Origin of the sequence: Anaerostipes sp. PC18, from assembly GCF_039789045.1 — a bacterium.
Taxonomy (GTDB): domain Bacteria; phylum Bacillota; class Clostridia; order Lachnospirales; family Lachnospiraceae; genus Anaerostipes; species Anaerostipes hominis.
The window spans coordinates 818656-841649 of record NZ_CP121164.1 but is presented as its reverse complement, the minus strand read 5'-3'; the positions used below and the strand labels follow the sequence as shown (position 1 = coordinate 841649).

Below are 22994 nucleotides of genomic sequence, written 5' to 3'. Positions count from 1 at the left end.
ATGCCGGATTAAGTAGCTATGGGATATTCATTTCTTACGATATTTTTTCTCTATCACTGTCACATAGACAGCCATAGTCACAATAGCCTCTGCCATGACTTCTAAAATTGAAAACAGAATAAATGAAGAATTTTGCTTTTTTAAAAGGGGCAGCCCCAAAACAATTAGAATTAAACCGAAGACACACCATAATTTACCCATCGCGCGGTTATATGATTTTACATTATTTACAGGAAAAACTTCTGCATTCGCCCAAAAGCCAAACGCAACTTCCTTCTTTGCGTTGAAAGCATAAATGCCAAGAATAATAAATGAAAGACCTATAAATAACCATATTAAAAATGATATCATTGTTGCGCACTTCCCTCCTGTAAACTGTAATTACACTTTGTTCAAGGGCAGTAAGACAAATTCTCTTAACCATAATAGCAGTTATAATGTAAAAGTAAAAAACGAGAGGCTTCAATATTCAACTCTTGTTATTGTTTATCGATGATGGCAAAAATAACAATACCAATACAAACAAATTTCAATACAACTCTTGTTATTGTTTATCAGTATAAGGGCCGCTGCATTCATAAAGTTTTTTCCTATTTCAATACAACTCTTGTTATTGTTTATCGCCGTACTTACCTATCTTGGACTTAAGTAAGGAGATTTCAATACAACTCTTGTTATTGTTTATCTGTCTTGCAGGCTCTTGATCTCATTATATTGTTCCATTTCAATACAACTCTTGTTATTGTTTATCGATGTTGACGAACAAATACGGAAAGGAACGAAAGTAATTTCAATACAACTCTTGTTATTGTTTATCAATCCGGCATCTGGAGAAGACCTTTTGCAATTGATATTTCAATACAACTCTTGTTATTGTTTATCATACAACCATGGCAATTCGGCCATCCATATACAAATTTCAATACAACTCTTGTTATTGTTTATCTTTATGCACAATAGAGAGAAATCTATCGTGTGCAGTAATTTCAATACAACTCTTGTTATTGTTTATCTTTATAGACAGATAGGAAGGTGGTGTTGTGGCAAAATTTCAATACAACTCTTGTTATTGTTTATCTTTCTAGCATCCACATATGAAATTTCATTATTTTTATTTCAATACAACTCTTGTTATTGTTTATCCTCCCTCCATATTAAATAAAATCGAATATGTCCATTATTTCAATACAACTCTTGTTATTGTTTATCCAACGTATTTCCGCCATTCTTTATTTTCATTATAGTCATTTTCCCTGATAAAATCAACGTTTCCCTTATTTTTTCCCAACCGGCAGCAGTTTTTCAGTTTTGTCTTAAAAATGATCTCTAACCCGCAGTTTTATGCGGTTTCTACGTACTCATAGAATTTACCGGTTGGGAAATTGAACAATTCTTTTAGAAAAATTTATGAAACTTCCCTATTGTACTAGAAAGATCATTGCCGCTGAAACTGCCAATGTCAGCAGTCCTGCGCAGACTGCCAGCAGTAATTTCTGATACGGCCGTTTTCCGGACTCCCGGTATTTCTCTATTTCATCGAGTTTTTTTCCTTCCGTAAAAGCCATGATCTCTTTATACGTCTGAATATCATGTGTCTTCTTCTGTTTCTCAACGCGGCTTGCATAATAAATTGCACAGCCGAAAATCACTAACCAGATCACGATTCCGACCACGTCTCCATAGAAAGAAAGCGGTACTGCCAGCACTGCTGTTGCTACGAGAAGCAAACCGAAGATGAAACTGTCACGATTCCATTTTTTAATATCCTCTGCTTTAATCTGTTCTCTCATCTCTTCCAAATCTCCTTTCACTAAGGTATCAAGAGAAATATGAAAAAGAGTGCTCAGCAGAAGCAGACTTTTTACGTCGGGATAGTTCTTACCGTTTTCCCAATTTGAAATTGTCTGCCGTGTGACGTATACCTTCTCTGCCAATTCATCCTGTGAGAGATTTGAATCAAGCCTGTATTTCTTTATTTGTTTGCTGAACTCCATTTTCTGATTCCTCCTGCTTGTGTTTTATGTTGTATCGACATTATATCGATTGAGATTCAGATTTTCTATCAAAAGTGTTTGACATCCTCGTTTTTTCAGCATGTAAAATAGATTTGACATGTCCTTTCCGGGCCAAAAATGGCCCTGCAGCCTTCATCCATTCATCAGGCAGACAGACAGCATAAATCCATTGACCGATTTTGAGAAGACCCCTTTTAATAATTCGGCTCATCAATTTTTATAATCCGGATTTCTTTATCCCCGGCTATTTTTTGAACCAACGATTCCACTCCCAAGATTTCCGTATTCGTATGACTTCCCACAAACAGGTTCATTCCCACATGCTGTGCGTATTGCTGTGAATAGAGCACGTACTCCCCTGTGACATATGTATCACATCCGGCCTCTGCAGCTATTCTCATTTCTGTTGTCATGTTGCCTCCGCCTGCAGCCACTGCCACTTTTCTTACCGGGTTTGCATTATTCTGGTAACAGCGCACTTGTTCCTTAAGAATATCGGTCAGCATTTCACTGAACACATTGAAATCAACGGGCTCGACCTCACCTGTCACCCCGCCGTAATAGATATCTGCATATGGCATCACTTTTTCAAGGCCTCTCATCCCAAGTGCTTTTGCCAGTGACGCACTGGTTCCAAACTCCGCATCATCTAACGGCGCATGAAAATAAGCATGGGTAATTCCGTTTTTTTCTAAGATTTGATTGCAGCTTTCTTTCAGTCCAAAAATAAATTCCCATGAATCATGATGGGTCACGAGAAACTCTATCTGTTTCTGACAGGCTTTTTCTATGAGTGCCTCTGTCAGATTTACTGCATACCCGATAGTTTTAATTTCTCTCTCGAATTCATTAAAAAACCCCCATTCCTGCGGAAGCATCTGCAGTTTTTTTTCGTCAAACATACCCATGAGATCTGCTTTAAGTTCACTGTACTTCATCATATACTACTTTCCCTCCCATCAAAGTTTTAGATATCATTCTATCACCTCACTGTAAGAATTGCAACAATGGCTCTGGGCTCAAAAAAATCCCTGAACGCCGAGTCTGATCTAAACAGCCTCTGCACACAAGGATTTTTCATGGGAATTATTTATTTGCTTTGTATTCTTCTACTTTTTTTGTATCAGTATTTTTCTTATAGATTTTTCCGTTGTCTTTGTCGACGTAGAAATCACCGTATTTTTTACCGGAGTCTTTGGATGTGTCATAAATTTCAAAGTGGTAACCTTTTGCCCCATCTCTGTACTCTATGACATTTTTGTCTTTATTTCTTACTTCATACTGACCGTCTCCATCAGAACTAAGTTTATTGATCAGATAGTCATGGGCATCATCATAATCATCAAATCCATTGGCTACATCGTCCGCCAGGTCTTTTGCTCCGTCTGCCACATCATCAGCCGCATCTTCCACGTCGTCACCCAAATCATTGTTCGTTGCTGTAGTGGATGAACCGCCTTCTGTGGTTTTTTCTGTTGTTGTAGCATCATTTTTGTTTGAGCATCCTGTAAACATCGCAGCGACACTTAATGTGAGGACTGCAACCATTGTAAGCATCCAACATTTCTTTTTCATTATGAACTCTCCTTTTCCTTTGGAATAATTATTTGATACCACTATTGTTTCCAATGAAAAGGAAAATATACCTTAACAAATTTTGTGACAGGTTTTTATCAATATTGGAGGAACGCATTTCAAATCGTGACGAAAATATTGGTAAAAAACTCTTAATCAAAAATTTTATTTGGATTTAAAATATTTTTCGGGTCCAGGGAAAGCTTTACCTGCTTCATCATCTGAAGGTTTAAAGGATCTGCTGCTTTTTTTAAATATTTTTTCTTGCTCAGCCCGATCCCGTGTTCTCCTGACGTCAGGCCGCCAAGCTCACTGCTTTTATCGTAGGCCGAAGCCAGTACTTCTTTCCGGTCTTTTTCCCACTGCTCCTGTGTCCTGCCGCCCCGGACAACACAAAGGTGTACATTCCCGTCTCCCGCATGTCCGAAACTTACCATTTGAACTCCGGTTTTCTGTTCTAAATCATTGATATATTCTATGAATTCAGCTGATTTATTGATGGGAACCACAATGTCCACCGGCTCCTGTTCCGATTTTGCCTCCACGGCTTTTACAAGGGCTCCCCGTATTTTCCACACCGTATCAATCGTCTCTCCGTCTCTCAGCACGAGCGCGTCCTTAGCTCCGCTTTCTTTGGCGATTATTCTCAGTTTTTCGACCCGTTTATAAATTTCCTCCAAGTCGTCTCCGTCAAAGGTCAGAAGAATATATGCCGCTGCATCTTGATAAGGAAAAGCAAGACCAACGTATTCTTCTCCCAATGCAACTACTTTCTTCTCCACAAATTCAATAGCTGTCGGGTCCAGATTACCCCGTATCACGTTTAAGACCGCCCGGATACCCGTATGGAGATCATTAAAAGGCAGAAGAACACTCAATGACTCCTGAGGTTTTGCTATAAGCTTCACAATGGCCTTTGTGATTACTCCGAGGGTTCCCTCTGAGCCGATCATCAGATGTTTCAGGGAAAGACCAGAACTGTCTTTTACGACTTTACCGCCAAGCTCTGCCACACTGCCGTCGGCCAACACTACTTCCAATCCACGGATATAATCTCTGGTGACACCGTATTTTACGGCGCGCATTCCTCCTGCATTGGTGCTGATATTTCCACCGATGGTCGCTGTCTTCTCGCCCGGGTCCGGAGGGTAAAACAAGCCTTCCTGCTCCACCAGCTCCTGAAAATCTTTCAGCACTACACCGGGTTCCACCGTTGCCGTAAAAGTATCCTTATCAATCTCCAGCACCCGATTCATGCGGGACAGATCCAAAACGATCCCTCCGTCCGCCGGTACCGTAGAACCTACAAGATTGGTCCCTGCTCCTCTCGGTGTAACCGGAATCTTATGATCATATGCGTATTTCATAATATCGCTGACCTCTCTTACAGACTCAGGAAATACCAGCGCTTTTGCCCGGCCCTTGAGCCTTCCCAGAGTGTCCGATAAATATTTTTCTTCTATATCAGAGTCAAAGATCACCCGCCTGCTGTCGGGGATCAAACTTTCAAGTCCGTTCAAAGTCATCACCTACCGTTTCGTAAATTTTAATGCTACCTTATCTCCGAGCCACTGCCCGAGCTGGACAATGAAGATCAATACGATTACTGTAAAGGTCAGGACACCGGTCTCATACCGGTTGTATCCGTACCGGATCGCCAAGTCTCCGATCCCGCCTCCTCCGACGCTTCCTGCCATGGCAGAGTAACCGATGATGCTTACAAATGTCACCGTAAGTCCACGGATCAGACTCGGAAGAGCTTCCACAAACAGAACCTTGCGGATGATCAGGGAAACACTTGCCCCCGTAGCCACCGCTGCCTCCACGACTCCTTTGTCCACTTCACTGAAAGATCCTTCCACCAATCTCGCATAAAATGCTACAGATGCGATTGAAAGAGGAACCGCCGCCGCTGCCGCACCAATGCTGGTACCTACTAAGATTCTTGTCAGCGGCAGGAGTACTACGAGCAGAATAATAAACGGCATGGAACGGATAATATTTATAATTGTACCTGCCACCGCATTGACTGCCCGGTTCTTGAAAAACAGGGGATTAGCCGTCAAATGCAGCACCAGCCCGATCAGCATTCCGAATACAACGGCTGCTGCCATGGCGATCAGTACCATCTGTATGGTCTCTACTGTTGCATTTCCAAATTCTAATTTTATAATCTCCATCGTTTCCTTCATCTTACCGTCCTCCCTCTAATTTTTCTACGCGGTACACATTTTCTTTCATATAACGAAGAGCTTTTTCCCGTTCTTCTTTTCTGCCTCTCAAGATCACAATCAGCACACCCAATGGTTTCTTATGAATATAGTCGATCTTTCCGTTGATGATATCGATCACCACGTCAAATTGCTTGGAAACCTGGCTGATCACAGAGGCATAAGCCTTTTCTCCGGTATAACAGAGTTTCACGAGTTCCTCTTCCTCCGACAGCTTCACCTCATCAGGAACGCCCACATTGAGCACCCGCTCCACAAGACTTTTGGTAATCTCTTCTCTCGGCTCTGCAAATGCAGAATAAATATCCCGTACTTCCTTGATTTCTCCGTTCTCCATGAATGCAATCCTGTCAAATAATTTTTTTGCAACTTCCATCTCATGTGTGATGAAAACTATGGTGATATGATATTTTTCATTGATCTCTTTTAACAGAGCCACGATTTCTTCTGTATTCTCCAAATCCAGTGCAGATGTCGCCTCATCACAGAGCAGGATCTTCGGATCGTTTGCCAGCGCTCTCGCGATCGCCACTCTCTGTTTCTGCCCGCCGCTTAAGTTGGCCGGATAGGAATCCGCTTTTTCAGGCAGATGTACCATTTCGAGGAGTTCTTTTACTCTTCCCTGTATTTTCTCTTTCGGATAATGGTTTGCATGGAGAGCAAACGCCACATTTTCTGCGATCGTGGAACCGCTGATCAAATTAAAGTGCTGGAAGATCATTCCGATGTCCAGACGGACCTTACACAGCTCTTTTCTTTTCAGGGAAGTGATTTCATTCCCTTCGATCAGTACCTGTCCGGAGGTAGGCGGCTGAAGCAGATTGATCACCCTGACAAGCGTGCTCTTGCCGGCTCCGCTGGGCCCTACAATACCAAAGATTTCTCCTTCCTCAATGGTCAGATTCACATTTTTAACCGCCTGAAAATCCTTTTTATTCTGCTGAAATGTCACTCCAATATTCTTTAATTCAATCACAGTTTCTCACCTTTCTCTTTTAAGTTTATTTTTCTTTGTATTTTTCTGTCCACCAGTCTGGTTTCTGGAAGGACTTAAAGCTGCTCTTTTTGTCTGACACTGCTTTATAAAAATCTTCTGACTCCACAGCCTCTTTGAGGTCTTTTCCCAGCTGTCCTTTCACATCGTCAGCTTTTACGGCAATGACATTTTTATATTCTTCCGCCAAGGTCTCGACTGCCAATGCCTTGGAAAAGTCCAGTTTTGCCGCATATGCATAATTTCCGGGAACTACACCCGCCGCAAGACTGTCCAAGCTCCTTGATATCTGAGCGGCATCCAAAGTTATAAGCTTTAGTTTTTTAGGATTTTGGGCGATATCCTTTTCCGAAGCCTTTGTCTGATCGATGTTTTTCTTTAAAGTAATGATCTTTTCTTTGTCAAGAATGCCAAGAGCCCTTGCCAGGTTAGAAGGATCGTTCGGTATCCCGATCTTGTCACCCTTTTTCAGTTCTTTCAAAGATTTGATGCTGTCAGAAAAAATTCCTGCTCCTGCAGTCGGCACCGCAATGACTTTGCTGATTCTCAGATCATTATCTGCCGCAAACTTTTCTAAATATGCCGTGTGCTGCATTAAATTTGCATCGATCTCACCGTTTGCCAGGGCCTGATCCGGCAGTACATAATCACTGAACTCTCTCACCGATACTTTGTAGCCCTTTTTCTCCAAAGAAGGCGCGATCGCTTTTTTAACCATGTCCCCGTATGGTCCGGCACATACACCGATGGTGATATCTTTTGCAGCGCTGGCATTTCTTCTCCCGCAGCCGGTCAAAGCACCCAGTGCCAATACTCCAATCATAACGATTCCTGTCAGCTTTTTCAACGATTTTTTCATAATACGTTCCTCCATTTTTATACAAATCCTATTTTTTCAGTATGGAATTATTAATTTCAAACTTCAGCTCAGTCTGCGGCCGTTCAGACATGGAGCGTTTTCATGTTTTAGGGAACCGGCATAATATCTTCAGAAGCACAAAAAAAGGAGGCCATGCATGGGCCTCCTTATAAATCAACCGTTCTATTCTTTTCTCGGCATCTAAGATATCTCCATACAAATATGATGTTCCGGTATTCGATTGTACACAAAAGAACTGCACATGCTCTGCATCTGCATTCCCATACCCATCATATCCATCATGAAATTCTTATATGCCTTGATAAAATTCATAGCGGTATCTCCTTCTTGCTGATTTCCTATCGTACCTATAGGTTATTTGGAATCTTACACGTTTTTTTTCGATTTGTCAATAGGATTTTTATGATTTCATCACTTTTTTCCAAAAGATCCGATCTCGATGAGATTCCCGTCAGGGTCTGCAACGTAGCTTGTCCTCTGTCCCCACGGTTCCGTTACCGGTGCGAGCACCGGCTTCCAGCACTCTCTGATACTCCCGGTCCACATCTTTATAGGAAGGCAGATCAAAGGCAAGCTCCACCGTCCCATTTATTTTTTCCGGATAGCTGACAAATAATCCTGCTGCTGTCATTTTTAACATAGTACTTCCTCCTTCTTTGAATACATTCAGTATATCAGAAGGAACCGGACAGCTTTATGTCATGTTCCTGTATATCTGTTTAAATTCTTCTTCAGTTCCGATACAAGATCATCCGCCAGGCATTTGGGTTCCATGACCATTGCCTGGCTTCCAAAACTCAAAACCCACTGCTTCATGTTATCATAATTTACGAAATCCCATTCAAAAATCAGACGGCCCTGCTTATCTTCTGTATAACATCCGACCCCGTATTCTTCCACAAGCCTGTATTTTGCTTCCTTTTCAAAGACCGCTCTCAGTCTGACTGCATTCTGTCTGAAATAGTCCTGAAAATCCGTCTCCGTTCTACCTGCTTTTCTCACCAAAAAACTGTTTTCTGTCTCTTTGAGCGATCTCTCGGTATTCTTCTCCTTTGCCGTAATAATACAAAAAATTCACCGTATGCCGGCTGGAAACCGCATGTTTTATGATCCCAATCTTTTCTTTCAGCGACTCTTTATAGTGAGAAGCCAGATCGATCAGGATCATTCCTTCTGACAGAACCGAATCTTCCGGTTCTAAAGAGAGCTTTTCCATGAGACTTAACGCAGCGGAAGTCCCCGATACGCTGTCAATTCCTTTCAGCCCTTCAAAAACTGCTCTCAGCTCTTCTTTCGTAAAAACAGTTTTGTCAAGCTTATAGCCTTCTGCGATGCGGATTCCGGCGCCGTAACTCTGTCGTTTCTGAGTAAAAGTGTGATAATTCCGATTAAACGGTCTATTTTCATTGGAATACCTCCTGGTAAAAGAAAAATGTTCAGAAAAAAACAAAGTTGCAAGCCCACTTCAGCTCTTAGGCCCCTCAATCTTTGAGGGGGGCTTGACAACTTTGCATGCCAGATGCGATTTGCCGAAGGCAAATGATTTTCTTATGCATCTGTGTACAGCCCGCGGAGTGTTTTTTATTTCATAGGATTAGGGTGTCAAAAGACATATTAATAAATATCTGATTTTGTTTGTACCTTGAAAATTTAACACGAATTGGTTTGAGAATATTAAATTTAGAACAATCAACAGAAGGTGAGCTTGATGTTTTGAGTATTAATTATGCTATCTCTTTTTCAGAGGCACAATAAACCAAGCTATTTTCATAATCCAATAGCTTTTGAAAATTCAAAGCTGCGACTTTGAATCCGAAATGCAGACGAGTCTGTTTTTTGCCATGTGTTGGGATTTTGTCGGCATGATATTTTCTGCGAAGCAGTGAAGGTAATGATTCTACTCCATTTCGGAAATGTGCATACTGCTTGAATTCTTCTGTTTTCATAAAACGAAGTTGTTTTGCTCGATTGACTGCTTTCCAAGACAGTTCTTTTAACGCATTGTTTTGGCGTAAACGTGGTTTGCATTCTGCCAGGTATGGACAGTCTGCACAGTCACATTTTTTAAACAACGCATCACAACGGTCATTGTGCTCATCATAGCGGAACTGATATGGCTTTTTATGATTGATACACTCCAACAGTTCATGCCCATCTTCGCTAAAAATAAACTCTGCAAAAATATCAGCCGGTTTTCTCCCGGTAAAATTCGTAGTGATAAGTCGGATTCTATGTTTAGCAGCTTCGGCAACATTAACCTCACTGCCGTAAGCACCATCGGCAATCAGTAATACTTCCTGTTTATATATCGGTTCCTTGGCTAAATGATCCTTCATGAATTGGCTGTCTCCGTATATGTTTTGTTCGTACGCATAATCGGTGATCAGGCTTTTGTTTTCCCCTACGGTTTCTGTGAGATTTGCTACGTATCCTAAATGTTTACCTCCTGCTTTTTTTCGGAAAGTGGCTTCCGGATCAGATGGATTTAACAACACTTTTGATGGATCCTCTTTTTCCTTTTTTTCACGCAACCTGCGGGTCCCATCGTCATTGAAGATGGTTTGTTCTTTGAGTAAACGTATCAACAGCTGATATTCGCTGGTATCATCAAAATCTCCTTCGCAGAGTTCCAGAAGTTTTTCGGCATCATGCATTACAACAATTGTTCTTTCGTTAGCATCTAGCTTACGCTGGTGATAGATAAACGCATTGTAATCATCCTTTTCCACATAATGTTTTTGCTTTTCTGGAAGAGTAACCCCTCTGCTAACCATAACTTTTGCTAAATTTGCAGTACAAGTATAGAAAAGCTCTAATAGTGAAAGATTCCGGATATTTGCCGCGATCATCATACTGTCCATTCTCTGCATAGAAGGGGTAAGCCCCATAAATTCAGATATTTCTTTTGATAAAGAGGTAACACATATATGAATCAGGTCAATACCGGTTTCTGTTTCATAAGCAAGGCATCTTGCACGAAATCTACTCAGAGTTCTGTCGCTCAAGGGCTGTTCTTCAAAACTAGTAGTATGAAGAGCATGCTGATACCGTATATCAAACATTAGAGCCTGAACAAGTTCATCATCACTATCACCAAGTGCTTCTTTGAGAATCAATGCACCAACGATGACATTTACGGGAGTATTTGGACGAGAAGCTTTACTACTATACAATACAGAAAATATATCTTCGTTTATGGCAGGAAAAATCCTATCCGAAAAAGTCTTTGCCCATGATTTTTCAAGAAACCTACGTTCTCTTTCTGTCAGGTTAAATGTGCTGTCAGTCAACGACATTTGTTGACTATTATTTGATACAAAACACATGCGAATCACCTCGATATTTGATATTTATATTTTACCAAATGTTCGGATGGATTGATATATCGTGTTAAATTTTCAAGGTACAAATTTATATCAAAGGTCAATGACCTTTTGACACCCTAATCTTCATAGGGAAGGTCGCAGAACTTTCCTATGAAATGAAAAAACTCCGTTTCATCTGAAACGGAGTCCTATGAGCGTGCGGGGATTCGAACCCCGGACAACTTGATTAAAAGTCAAGTGCTCTACCACCTGAGCTACACACCCTGATTATGTTATTTTAATTCTGATGGAACTGGGCTAGCTGGATTCGAACCAGCGGATGCAGGAGTCAGAATCCTGTGCCTTACCACTTGGCGATAGCCCAACAGCTTTATCAATATATCACAGCAAAAATCTTATGTCAACTACTTTTTTACTGATTTTCCAAAAAATATGAGACAGATCTCCGTCTGCGATTTCCTGATTCGGAACTGAGCGTGCGGGGATTCGAACCCCGGACAACTTGATTAAAAGTCAACTATTCTAAACCGCTCTGGACGGCTTATTTACTGTGATCTTGAAAAAATTGTGGAACAAAAATGGAACATTTGCTCAACAACTTTTTATATAATACCACAGCATTTCCACGATTGCAACATGAAATTTTATAAATAGCCCGGCAGGGAACCGGGCCTATACATTATATCAGCTCTATGTCCGTGATCCTAATTACATTATCGAGAGGATCTTCTTTTTCTTCTATTACCTCAAAACAGTAATTGATCCAGTCGGAATCCGTGAGCTGTATGCTCCAAGACTCCTGCGGCACGTCTCCTGTGCCGTCCCAAAGATCACTGAGAGTTAGCTCCCCCCCTGCTCAATGTCAGGGATGTCGTTTCCAAATTGGTCAAGTTCCAGGGCTTTTTCTACTACGTTATTCATATCTCTTACCTCCGTATAAGTTTTTTACTTTACCTTATTTATTGTTATTCAAAATCTATTAAATCGTATATCGTGCAGTCAAGTGCACGTGCAAGTTTTTCTATCTGATATACATCCCTCGGTATCCGGGTACCATCCACCCAGTTCTGTAATGTCCGGTATGGTACCCCGGATAGCTCGGATGCCTGTTTCATATTCATTCCTTTTTTATCTATATATTTTTTGATATTATTTTTCATTTCGCATCACCCAATTTATAACGGACACCAATCCACTGCATATTGAAACCCCAATTAAACACCAGGATGAAACCACGTCCCATCTACTGTATATTGCGATCAATAAACAAAATAACATGAGGATCACACACTTATTTTTCATTGTTTCTTCACTCCTTTTATGTTATGATTGTGGTGAAAGGAAGAGGGATAAACCCTCTATCCTTTAGAAAAGTTGTTTTACTGCGGTTATGATGGTAAGAATTGTTGCGAGCACTTCTAAAATCGTCTTAACCGCTTTTAGTTTTTCTTTTGTATCTCTTTTCATTTATCCACCCCCTTTCTATGATTTAATTATATACTCATATGGGTGTATTGTCAAGTATTTTAATGCGTTAATTTCCCAAAATTTCAATATTTTGTGCACAAAAAAAGACCGGGATTTCTCCCGGCCCTGAAACTGATATTAAGCTGCAATCTTTGCGCTATTATTCTGTTGTATAAACTCTTTGATCTGGTCATATCCCCAGCCGCAGTCGACCAATCCGCTCACTAAACATTCCATAGACTGCACAGCTCTCAGATCCTCCTCTGACAGGTAATCCCTAAGATTTTCTTTCTTATCTATGCCATACTTTTCACGGAGTTGTTTAGCATTCATTCCGAATAATACCTTGTAAATACAATTCGTATATGTGGAATAGGCATGACCATGCATCCTTTCGTTTTCCGTAGACTGCTGTAATGCCTTTGTGAGAGATTGCCGAACCGCAATACCTTTTTCCCTTTCGATTAGTTTCCCTTGTAAAGTACGTTCCATTGCATTGAACTGTTTTATATACGCCTCTTTAAATTTCATTGCTGTTTCGCCGGTGTAACCCATAACCAAAAGAGTGAACCCATCTCGTGTCAAATAGTACATCGGCTGCTTATGCTTCTGTTCGTTTAGATATTTTGACTCCTCAAAATTTAGGAGTCGGAACTCTTCACTACAACCAAGTTCTCGAATATCTTTTAATACATTGTCATGCCTTTTTCCAAAAGTATTTGCAACGTCCAAACTACTAACTACTGTTTTTTCCTGTTTGTCAATTCTTTTTACTTCAACTAACATTTTATAATTCCTTTCCTTGATTATTATTTGCATGTAAGGTAGTTAAAAAAATAAGCATACCGGAGGATTCCAGATGCCCATTCTATTTCTTTCTATTTTTGTACAGAGCCGTGCAGGTCTTTTTCCCGGCATAGCTGCCTTTCTTCCATCCGAGCTGTTTCCAGTATCTTTCCAGCTTTTTCTGTGTTGCTGGTCCCCAATCTCCGTCTACTGCAATGTCTGTACCAGAAGTCAAGGCGTTTAGTTTTCCCTGCATCCACCGTATTGCATTTTTAGAGGAGGTCTTTTTTACGGTCGTGTATTTTACAGCCTGGCCACCGATCTCCTTTTTAAATTCTGTCCAACCATCATTGTCCGCGCCCATCCACGGCGCCGGACAGTCTTTTCCGTTCACATCCCAGTGCCGGATCACACGGGATGCAGGGACGCCATATTTCTTCATAAGGAACTTTACGAGTTCGACCGTCTGGTCCCGGACTTTTCCCGGCACCTTCCCTGCACTGTTGCACATTTCCACGGACAAGCTGTTTGCGTTCGTGCACTTCTTATAGTAGTTTCCTGCAGCCCCTGCCGTGGAATAGCAGCCGCCAACTGCCCAGGCCGCCCGGTTTACTGCTACGGACTTATAGATGTACTTCCCGCCGTCTACAAAGTAGTGTGCAGACGCTCCTCTGGATGCCCCCTGGAAGTATTTGCAGTTGTTCAAGGCCGTATCTCCGCTGTTCCCGGTGTAGTGCAGCACGATATAATCTATATCTTTCGTGCTCCTTGTTCCGCCGTAATTGCTCTTACGTGCAAACTTCTTTTTAAATTTTAATGCCATGTGTTGCCCCTTTCTGAATATAAAAAGAGGACGAATTATTCGCCCTCTTCCTCCTGATCTTTATTTACAATTTTGTCTGCAACCTCAAGCCCTTTAATAAGGATTGTCGGGACGTTAAAGCCTGCCTCCACAAAGTTCTCAACAATGGATCGAATCTCATTTACCAGAAGCGATGCCAAGACAAACCACCCCAGCAATGTAGTTATACCAAGGTCAACTCCAATCACCTTTCCGATTTCTATAAACACTGCACTTGCTCCAAATGCTACCATAATCATTAGCCAGTAGCCTAACTTTTTAAGGACTCCCTTCCATCCCTCCGCAGAGTTCTCTTTGCCCGCCATACGGCTTTTCATCCATCCAGTAAGCCAATCCACCACATTTAGAGCAAAGAACGCCACAAATAGAATCCAGTGCTCTCCTAGAATGTAACTTAAGACTGCTACCGCCGCTCCTGTGATCGCATTGTATGTGTCAATAATGTTGTTTCCCATCTTCTTCATTTACCTCACTTTCCTTTCTTTTTGCAAAATAAAAAGGCCCTATGGCCTCTTACTGCTGTTCTGCTGTGTCTGTTACCCTTGCGTCCTGCGCTGCGTAGAACTGCTCTGTAAACTCTGCAATTTCTTGCCGCACGGCTTCTTTGTTCGCTTCGTAGAGCTTGCTGTCCTGAATATTCTGATTAATACTGTCTTCTCCACCTCCTTCTGAGATTGTGGCGTTTAGATAGACTACTGTGCGGTCAGAATCGGGTACTTTTATTTCCCCGGTAAGGGTGATGCTTCTCTTTGTTTCTAACATGTTTGTTCTCCCTCCTTTTATTTTTTACGAACCCACATGAAGCAAGTGATGTATGGCTGTAGATTGTTATGCGCTTGACCACCTCCACTTTTTTGAGTCCCCATCATATCTGTTGTTGATCCACTATTTCCGGCAATGTGCGAAACATTTCCTGTTGGCGTAACATTTGATCCAAAACCAATGATACCGTGATCATGGGATGGGATTTCTTGTAGCGTCAGGTTGTGTTTTATCTCTCCACCTTTTTTTTCTACTACTGCAAATTCCGTTTCATTTTCGCTGACTCCGACTGGAACTCTGCCGTTTCCCCAACGTTCCCAAACCCCTCCAAACAGCACGGAGGGGTCAACATTCACGGTAGACATATATATAGCCCCTACCGGATAAATTTTGGACGACAGTTCACTTTGATATGCTTCAAATGTCGTTTTCAAATTTAATAATGCATCATCGCCTGTATCAAGTCTGATCTTAAGACTTTGATATGTTGTTCCAGCAGCATTCATTCTCGCATCTACAACCTCTGCCGAAGATGGATCAGATTTCGATAACTCATCCAGCAAATTGTCATATTTTTGATCTAATAAATCCTGCTTAGCTGTGTAGGCCTCTATCACTGCTTGCTTCGCCTCCATGTCGGCCTTGCTTTCCTTATTTATTGCATCTATTCCATCGTGGATGCTCTGTCTTACATCTTTTCCAAATACCGCCTGTAAAATATTCTGTAATGCTTCTTGTATTGTCATATTGCTCCTTTCTATCCTATCCTTTTCCACATATATACCGTTATATATGGCTGTAAATTCCCGGCATTTCCGCCTCCTGCGGAAGTTGTATTTCCGCTGTTTCCGCCCGTGTTTCCACTATTTCCTCCCGTGGTACATGTCCCAGAAGAGTTCATGGTATGCGCATGGTTGCCTGTTGTGTTTGATTTATAAGAGGTACTTCCAGATTCGAAATTGTTGGGCTTGTTATAACTTGTACCTTTCTGTACAGCGCTCTTATTAATACCCAAATAGTGAAAATGATTTCCAGCCCCCTGCATCGTATGAACATGATTCGGAACACTATGTGTATGATTATTTAGGCTATGTACGTGATTATTAAGCCCATGTGCGTGGCTCTGCAACTCCTTATGCCCTCCTGATTTCTCAACGGCATTAAACTCCCCCTGACTTGTATCTACCCCGACGATCGTTCGTCCTGTTGCAAATGCTGTCCAGCTGCCGCCGAAAAAGGACGCCGGATTCGCATTGTTAACAGAGATGTAGATACTGCCCACGGGCCACAGCTTGTTTGTTACTGCGTCCATTTCCACCTTCACCTGCTCCGCAGTATTTGCGGCGTTGTTTGCTGTATTTACCGCGGTGTTCACGCTCCCGGCCATCCCCTGAACAATGTTCGTCAAATTGGAAGTTCCTGCCACCTTATCGGTTAGGCTACTGATCGTCCGGCCCAGCACAATCTTGTTATTAGCCGGGTTTTCCAGATCAATTTCATATTTGCTGACAAGGTAGTATGTAGATACATCGCCCATGGTGCTCAGAAGTCCATGCTGCTGTGACACGCATGGGACCAGATCGCCCAATCTGATAGCGTTTATATCCACGTCTATCATGTGCAGATCTACCGCTGTGAGTTCTATTGTGATTGCAAGATTCACGCAGGTTTTAAGATATTCCTGCGCTTTTGCAAGTAACGTCTGAGCATCCACCACATCGGGAAAATCCACTTTCTCAAAAATCCATCCGTATAAGTCCACGGCCTCTTGGTTATAGACATAATCTTTCCCGCCGTTTATATTCGTGATCTTTGTCTGTCCGTTTGCGCCCAGGGGGATAATTGCAGTCTTGATATTTTCGGCCTTGGTGTACTTTTTAAGGTCCAGCAGATTTTCTCCGAACCGGATCACCTGATTGCTCACTTTTCCATACTGCTTCACATAATCCAGATAGCGGATGCCGTTTTCATGCCGCACACGCAAATATCCAGGATATTTCCCTATAAAATTTGTATTTATAAAATCCCATGTTGTTTCATAATTCGTAGATAATTTTGTAATCGGGACACTATCAATATCTATGGTCCCAATCGTGAATTGCTTTTCTGCTCCCATCTGTGAATTATGTTCTGCAATAAGGGCTTTGAAAATATCTATATTGTTATCTGCCTTATGCACTTCCGAAGATTCGCTTCCGTATGTGTGCGCCCGCTGTACGGAATCTAACAAAAAAGCAAGCTCCCCCTCACAGGAAACTTGCCCGGTCCTCTGAAAATCTATTTCATCCGTTAAGGATCTGCCCGAAAACAATAGTTCTGAATCCTCATAGACTTCAATTTTTGATTTCAGCTTATTGATAACATCTACATTCGGATGCCGTGGGAGAATTGAAAAATCAAAGTTCCCGGTTTTGTTAAGCTCTAAAGCCACTTTTGGCCCCAGTAGCATATAGTCTTCGTCCCGCACATCGTGCAGCACCTTTCCATCACATAGAACTCTATACATCACAAACTTCCTCCTCTGTAATCCACGGATACCGTGCCTGTACCTGTAAAAGTAAGATAGTTGTCTCCTTCACCCAACCAAATTTCAAATACCTTTGACTTTCCAGCCGGGAGACTGTACGTTTTCTCATTGTATGTTACCTGCATTGCTGTAGAACACACGATCACCGGAACGATCTTCTTTCTGCGGCCTGGGATATAGAGTGTATAGCTGCCATCTATCTGCAGATCCTTATACTCACGGATGATGCCCGTTTCAAAATTAAAATCGTCAAAGGTCCAATCCTCCAGACTACTGTACTTTTCATATTTGTACGGATCAACCTCCCCGGAGATAGTGATCTTGCTCTCTGCTTTCTCCGACTTCTCAGTATCCAATTTTAGGCGTCCCATGTAATAGAACGCCGGATCACTGTCCAGAAAAATTTTAAACTTCTGTCCCACCAGGTAGTTTGCAATCTCTGAAATCTTTGCGTTCCAATCAAAATAATCCGCATCCAGCATATCAAACTCCATTGTAATAGACCTGGGTTTATACTTTACATCACCCGGTGTCATTGCCTCTGTCAGATCCAGGGAGCCGTCAGCCCCCGGTATATCCTGCTCATATGTCTTTGCCTCTGGGAATCCCAGTGTGATCGACAACCACCCCAGATTCCAATCTTTCAAGGTGTGCTTTCCTCCAATCTGCACACCTAATGTTCCTCTATCTTCCATCTATACACCCCCTCTTGCTTTCCTATCTGCCATGCTGTTCAATCGGCTGTCCATAAACGGGGCCAGCGTCCTTGCCGCCTCTCGGCCCTCTATGTTTGTTACAACCTCTATTTTTTCCGGCCCGGTATAGACCGTCTTTTCGATTGTCGTTGTCCCGCCGCCTCCGGCATAGACAACCTGCGGCTGCACACTTGCTGTAATCTTGCTCATCTGTTGTGCTACTGCCGCTTGCATGCGGTTTTGCAAATCCGGCAAGTTCAGATTTGCCCTTGCAAAGCGTGCGACCATGGTATCTGCCATCCGGTCGATCTGCTTATATAACTTCGGAGCTTCTTTTCCCTGTCCTTTTTCGGCTCCTTGGATGTTATATTTTCCGATTTCTTCAAATACCCTTGACGGAGATTTGATCTTAAACTTAGTTTTTACAGCCTTTATGATTTGATCGCAAAGTTTCTTTGTACTCTTGTTCAGATTTTTCTTCTGGCCATTCATTCCATTAATGAACCCCTGCCAGACATTTTTCCCGGCTGTATTCATCTGTGTTTTGAGATCTTTTACAACAGCATCAATTTCCTTTGCATAACCCGCCTTTAAGTTTGCAATGTCATCGGAAAAGAAGTTGCTTGAGAAATTCTTTGACATCTCCTGTTGCTTATTCCACTTATCTGTATAAGCTTTTTGTTCCGCAGCCGTGAGGGACTGGAACCAGGCCATATATTGCCGCCCCTCTTCTACATCCATCCCGAGAATCCGGTCCATCATGGATTGCGGAATTTTGTTTTCTAGGGCTTTTAAGCGGCGCTGATAATCCTCTATATCATGTAGGTTCTGGTCCAGATCGTAGAGGCTGCCATAGGTCTGCTGTTTACTAATCAATGCCTCCTGTTTCTGCATGATCTCATCATATTTTTGCTGGTACTTGTCAGAAATCTCATTGATCTTCTGATCTGCCAGTTTTTCTAGGCGGTTTGTTTCCGCAGTGATCGCTTTATTATAGGCTGTTGCAACTGCTTTCCCGGCTTTTTTCGCCGCTGACTTCTGAGCCTTTATATCATCCTTAACATTGTTCAGGCTGTTCTTTGCCTTCTTGGCTTGTTTACTGTTCTTTCCGTGCTTTTTCTGAGCATTTTTGTAAGCCTTTTCAGCGGCTTCAAGGCGTTTCTTCTCAGATTTATCAATCTGTTTTTTCGCCGCCTTGATCTGCGTATCCGTCAGATTCTTGATAGATGTTACGGACTTATCTTTCTGCCCATCCAAAGAGCTTTTGAAGCTGTCAACAAAATTGGAACCTGTGTCCGAAAACTTTGTTGTGGTTTTTGAAGCTTTCAGTAAGTTTTCCATGAGGCTTTTTACGGCACCGATAGCGCCTTTTTGCGCCGACTTAATACCATCTCTAATGCCCTTTGGTATGCTTTCCCCAATGATCTTTTTGAATTTCTTCTGTGGTGATTGTTTTTTAGCTGCGCCTATTGTGACGTTTATCACCCGCATAGACGCTTCTGCAACTTTTCCGGCATTCTTGTCTATACCTACGGCGATACCAAGGGCCAGATAACGTCCAAGTTCGTCTCTAAACAGTACAGACGGAGAATGGGTTTTGGACTTTTTCTTTCCCGCCTCAAGTCCCTGCATAACAGCCCCAGCGGCGGCTCCTGCAATAAGCCCGGCAGATCCCCCGATTCCGGCGGCAATACCAGCAGCGATATTTCCGCCTAAAGTACTGAATCCGCTAGTGTCTACGTCTTGGGCATCGTTTACCGCTCCCTGGGTTGCTGTTTTTATCTGTCCCTTATTTTTATCTACAGCTGTGGCAGTGCTATCGTCGATTTTCTTTCCGGTTTTGCTCCCGGCCTTTTCACCGCCTTTAACGCCTGCGTCTCCCATGAGCTTTGTCAGCTCTTCCATGGCCTTCTTCGGGGATGTTTTGCCAGCGTTCACGGATTTTACAAGCTCTTTTACCGCCTTATCTCCTGCTTTTCCTGATTTATCTACCAGGTCAGCAAACGAAACAAAAGAGTTCATTTGCTTTATAGCCGCATTTGGCTTTGTGTTACCGCTTATAATACCTTCTGCAATTTTGGAAGGTATCTGAACACCAGCTTTCAGACCTTTTGTCTGTAAATCATTGAACTGGACAAGGGCTTTCATTCCATTTACCGTTGTGGGGACTGCATATTGTCCGCTACGGATTCCTTCTGCTAACCCCCTCGGAATCTCCGCACCTTTTCCAAAAGCTTTTTCATATAAATTTTGAAAATTTAAACCATTTTCTAGCTGTGTAACGGCATCTTTGAATGAAATACTTCCGTTTGAGATGCCTGATTTCAAATACTCCGGTATTTTAAGTCCTGCATTTTTGGCATCTTTCATTAGACTATCTAAATTAATAAGCTGTTTTAGATCGTCCCCATTTTTCGGCTTTGCATATTTTCCACTCGCAATGCCTTCAAGCAAAGATTTTTTTATTTCACTTCCTTTTATCTTCGCTTTTTTCGCCATTTCTGTGATATCTTTTGTGATATCCGGAAGATTCATTTTTGTATTGTAGCTTTTAGCAGTTTTGTCGTATTTGCTATTTAACTCATCCAGCTTTTTCTTTTCTTTTTCTAACTCATCGTTGGCCTCACCCTGCAACTTCTTTTTTTCTTTTAGATGATCCCTTGCAACAATGTAATCGTTATACTCTGTAATGAGTTTGCTTCCGCCAGCATCTTTCCACTTTTGTTCAGCCTCGTTTAATTCATCCTGAGCCTTTGCCTGTTCCTTCGTGGCCTTTCCAACGGCTTTCTTTGCAGAAGCCACTTGCTTTTCTTGAGAAACAATATCTCCGGCAAGACTCTCCATATTCTTCTGTTCTGCTTTTGCAAGAAGAAGGTCTTTCTGTGCGTCAATCTGCTTTCTGATTGATTCTGTTGTTTTATCGAGCTTATCCTTTTCCTTGTCGTAATGAAGGTTTAAATCTGGCAGTTTTTCATTCAGCTCATCAACAATCCGAGCCATTTCTTGTTTCTGAGCCGTTGTTTTTCCTTGAATCTTGTTTAGATCTTTCAACCTTGCAAAAAGAAACTGGGTGGTATTTGCTTCATCTTTTGCAGAAGATATATTGCTTTTACGTTCCTTTTCATTTTGCTGATATTCTTTTGAAAGCTCTTTTCTCTTTTGAGTAAGATTCTGTATTGATTGGGCTGCGTCATCGCTTTCCTTTTTACTACCCTTCGTTGCTATTGCATAGGCTATTGTTCCAGCTGCCAAGGCACCAATGGCTATGACTGCCAAGCCTATAGGGCCTCCTAATGCCGTCATAGCTGCATTAAATGCTGTTGTTGCCCCGGTTGCTGCAATCGTTTTTCCTGTGAACAGGTTCAGTGCAGTTCCAAGGAGTATGGTTCCGGTCTTTGCACCTTCCATTGCCGCAGATGCTGTTGTAAATGCTGCCGCAACAGTTGTGACTACTTTAAGAGTTTTGAATCCTACTACAAGGGCTGTGACTGCCGGGAGCACCGTTTTTATGTTGTTTCCGACTGTTGCAATCCCTTTTCCAAGGATAGGTAGTACTGTTTTAGCAATATTTAAAGCAGTTGTGCCAAAGTTTTTTAGTGCTGTAATGGTTTCGGCCGGGATGATCGCTTTGATTCCACCTTTTTTGACCTTTGCTGTCAGGGAGTTTACTGCCTTAATCCCGGCTTTTGCAGCACTTGTTAAAGGTTTCTTCACATTGTCATAGATTTCTATGCCCAGACCTTCAAGAGACGATTTCAGAATCGTAATCTGTCCTTTCAGGTTGTTCTGCATCGTCTTCGCCATCTTCTCGGCGCTTCCGTCAGATTTGTCGATGGCTTTTGTCAACTTATCAAAGTCACTGGGGCTGGCGTTTACAATAGCCAGAAGGCCGGACATAGCCTCCTGCCCTGCGATGCTTGCGGCATACTGCGCTTTCTGACTGTCATTCAAGCCAGCGAATTTCTCCCGGAGATCTCCAATCACCTCACGCAGAGGTTTCATAGTCCCGTCTGAGTTCTTTGCACTTACACCAAGTTCATCTAATGCCGCTGCCGCATCCTTCGGCGGTTTCACCAGTCTGGTCAGGACCGCACGGAGCGTGGTTCCTGCCTGTTCCCCTTTAATCCCGGCGTTTGCCATTAATCCAATAGCGGTTGCTGTATCCTCGATGCTGTATTTCATAGAACCAGCAATAGGAGCCACATACTTAAATGTAGCCCCCATCATTCCGACATTGGTATTACTGCTGCTGGATGCTTTCGCCAACACATCGGCAAAGTGTCCAGCCTCCTTCGCCTGCAAGCCAAACGCCGTCATGGAGTCTGTTACAATATCGGACACTGTAGCAAGATCTTCTCCGGATGCCGCCGCTAGATTCATGATCCCCGGCAGACCAGCCGTCATTTGCTTGGTCTTCCATCCGGCCATAGCCATGTATTTTAGAGCTTCGGCACTTTCTGTGGCACTAAACTTTGTAGCGGCCCCCATTTCTTTTGCTTTCGCTGTGAGTGCTGCCAAGTCCTTTCCGGATGCCCCGGAGATCGCCTGTACCTCGGACATCCCGGCTTCAAAGTCTGCCCCCATCTTAATCGCTGCTACTCCCGCAGCCGCAACACTTGCTGTTGCCACTTTGAAACCTGTCTTAACAAGCCCTTGAAATTTCTTTAGGCCACTTTCCACCCCTTTCGTGTCCAGGCCCGTCTCTATGATTACTTTTCCATCTGCCAAGAGTTTTCACCTACCTTATTTTTAAAAACAAAGTAGGCTTGGACGCTACTCTCTGGTGCGCCTCTGAACTCTTCCCTTTGTACTCATTTCCAGTTTATTTATGTGTTTGCATCGAGGGCACTTTACTTCCCCTTTGATTTGTTCTG

The 22994-nt window shown here is 42.4% G+C and carries 22 protein-coding genes, 2 tRNA genes and 1 CRISPR repeat array; all 24 genes read right to left on the bottom strand.

Going from position 1 to position 22994, the window contains the following annotated elements:
- Window positions 1-27: 27 nt before the first annotated feature.
- Window positions 28-351, bottom strand: coding sequence for a hypothetical protein (locus P8F77_RS04680; RefSeq protein WP_287520177.1), 324 nt, complete (start codon window positions 349-351; stop codon window positions 28-30).
- A gap of 110 nt (window positions 352-461) precedes the next feature.
- A CRISPR array of direct repeats spans window positions 462-1209; the repeat unit is 30 nt; unit sequence ATTTCAATACAACTCTTGTTATTGTTTATC.
- Window positions 1210-1418: 209 nt separating this feature from the next.
- Window positions 1419-1994 carry a helix-turn-helix transcriptional regulator gene (locus P8F77_RS04675; protein WP_024728359.1) on the bottom strand — a complete coding sequence of 192 codons (576 nt, stop codon included), beginning with the start codon at window positions 1992-1994 and terminating at the stop codon, window positions 1419-1421.
- A 215-nt stretch (window positions 1995-2209) separates the two neighbouring features.
- A complete protein-coding gene (locus P8F77_RS04670; protein ID WP_235824622.1) occupies window positions 2210-2956 on the bottom strand; it encodes a Nif3-like dinuclear metal center hexameric protein in 747 nt (248 codons plus the stop codon).
- A 145-nt stretch (window positions 2957-3101) separates the two neighbouring features.
- Window positions 3102-3590: a hypothetical protein gene (locus tag P8F77_RS04665; RefSeq protein ID WP_024728361.1), complete on the bottom strand. Its 489-nt coding sequence runs from the start codon at window positions 3588-3590 to the stop codon at window positions 3102-3104.
- A gap of 152 nt (window positions 3591-3742) precedes the next feature.
- On the bottom strand, window positions 3743-5116 hold the full coding sequence (locus tag P8F77_RS04660) for an FAD-binding oxidoreductase (protein ID WP_024728362.1): 1374 nt from the start codon (window positions 5114-5116) through the stop codon (window positions 3743-3745).
- 3 nt (window positions 5117-5119) lie between these two features.
- Window positions 5120-5782, bottom strand: coding sequence for a methionine ABC transporter permease (locus tag P8F77_RS04655; RefSeq protein WP_024728363.1), 663 nt, complete (start codon window positions 5780-5782; stop codon window positions 5120-5122).
- A 1-nt stretch (window position 5783) separates the two neighbouring features.
- Window positions 5784-6797, bottom strand: a complete 1014-nt coding sequence (locus P8F77_RS04650) for an ATP-binding cassette domain-containing protein (protein WP_148460122.1) — start codon at window positions 6795-6797, stop codon at window positions 5784-5786.
- A gap of 25 nt (window positions 6798-6822) precedes the next feature.
- The gene (locus tag P8F77_RS04645) at window positions 6823-7674 is read right to left on the bottom strand and encodes a MetQ/NlpA family ABC transporter substrate-binding protein (RefSeq protein WP_024728365.1); all 852 of its coding nucleotides are present in this window, start codon (window positions 7672-7674) and stop codon (window positions 6823-6825) included.
- 201 nt (window positions 7675-7875) lie between these two features.
- On the bottom strand, window positions 7876-8007 hold the full coding sequence (locus tag P8F77_RS04640) for a hypothetical protein (protein ID WP_268876120.1): 132 nt from the start codon (window positions 8005-8007) through the stop codon (window positions 7876-7878).
- 139 nt (window positions 8008-8146) lie between these two features.
- Window positions 8147-8335, bottom strand: coding sequence for a hypothetical protein (locus tag P8F77_RS04635; protein ID WP_024728366.1), 189 nt, complete (start codon window positions 8333-8335; stop codon window positions 8147-8149).
- A gap of 59 nt (window positions 8336-8394) precedes the next feature.
- Window positions 8395-8697, bottom strand: a complete 303-nt coding sequence (locus P8F77_RS04630) for a WYL domain-containing protein (RefSeq protein WP_235824621.1) — start codon at window positions 8695-8697, stop codon at window positions 8395-8397.
- Window positions 8681-9145, bottom strand: a complete 465-nt coding sequence (locus P8F77_RS04625) for a hypothetical protein (protein WP_287520186.1) — start codon at window positions 9143-9145, stop codon at window positions 8681-8683. The genes P8F77_RS04630 and P8F77_RS04625 overlap by 17 nt, the downstream gene beginning before the upstream one ends.
- A 274-nt stretch (window positions 9146-9419) precedes the next feature.
- Complete coding sequence (locus P8F77_RS04620; protein ID WP_347256053.1) at window positions 9420-11021, bottom strand: transposase; 1602 nt, start codon at window positions 11019-11021, stop codon at window positions 9420-9422.
- Window positions 11022-11212: 191 nt separating this feature from the next.
- Window positions 11213-11285: transfer RNA gene (locus tag P8F77_RS04615), tRNA-Lys, on the bottom strand.
- Window positions 11286-11313: 28 nt separating this feature from the next.
- Window positions 11314-11385, bottom strand: a tRNA-Gln gene (locus tag P8F77_RS04610).
- A gap of 601 nt (window positions 11386-11986) precedes the next feature.
- Complete coding sequence (locus P8F77_RS04605) at window positions 11987-12181, bottom strand: helix-turn-helix transcriptional regulator (protein ID WP_186992449.1); 195 nt, start codon at window positions 12179-12181, stop codon at window positions 11987-11989.
- A 445-nt stretch (window positions 12182-12626) separates the two neighbouring features.
- Complete coding sequence (locus tag P8F77_RS04600; RefSeq protein ID WP_287518890.1) at window positions 12627-13274, bottom strand: Rha family transcriptional regulator; 648 nt, start codon at window positions 13272-13274, stop codon at window positions 12627-12629.
- An 82-nt stretch (window positions 13275-13356) separates the two neighbouring features.
- The gene (locus P8F77_RS04595) at window positions 13357-14097 is read right to left on the bottom strand and encodes a peptidoglycan recognition family protein (protein ID WP_287518893.1); all 741 of its coding nucleotides are present in this window, start codon (window positions 14095-14097) and stop codon (window positions 13357-13359) included.
- Window positions 14098-14132: 35 nt separating this feature from the next.
- The gene (locus P8F77_RS04590; RefSeq protein ID WP_287518895.1) at window positions 14133-14600 is read right to left on the bottom strand and encodes a phage holin family protein; all 468 of its coding nucleotides are present in this window, start codon (window positions 14598-14600) and stop codon (window positions 14133-14135) included.
- 49 nt (window positions 14601-14649) lie between these two features.
- Window positions 14650-14898 carry a hypothetical protein gene (locus P8F77_RS04585; protein ID WP_287518897.1) on the bottom strand — a complete coding sequence of 83 codons (249 nt, stop codon included), beginning with the start codon at window positions 14896-14898 and terminating at the stop codon, window positions 14650-14652.
- Between the two features lie 17 nt (window positions 14899-14915).
- Window positions 14916-15644, bottom strand: coding sequence for a hypothetical protein (locus P8F77_RS04580; RefSeq protein ID WP_347256389.1), 729 nt, complete (start codon window positions 15642-15644; stop codon window positions 14916-14918).
- An 11-nt stretch (window positions 15645-15655) separates the two neighbouring features.
- A complete protein-coding gene (locus P8F77_RS04575; RefSeq protein ID WP_347256437.1) occupies window positions 15656-17404 on the bottom strand; it encodes a phage tail spike protein in 1749 nt (582 codons plus the stop codon).
- Window positions 17404-18120, bottom strand: coding sequence for a phage tail domain-containing protein (locus tag P8F77_RS04570; RefSeq protein ID WP_347256388.1), 717 nt, complete (start codon window positions 18118-18120; stop codon window positions 17404-17406). Before P8F77_RS04570 ends, P8F77_RS04575 begins: the two co-directional genes overlap by 1 nt.
- A complete protein-coding gene (locus P8F77_RS04565) occupies window positions 18121-22848 on the bottom strand; it encodes a phage tail tape measure protein (protein WP_347256387.1) in 4728 nt (1575 codons plus the stop codon). It abuts the gene before it with no gap.
- Window positions 22849-22994: the final 146 nt, after the last annotated feature.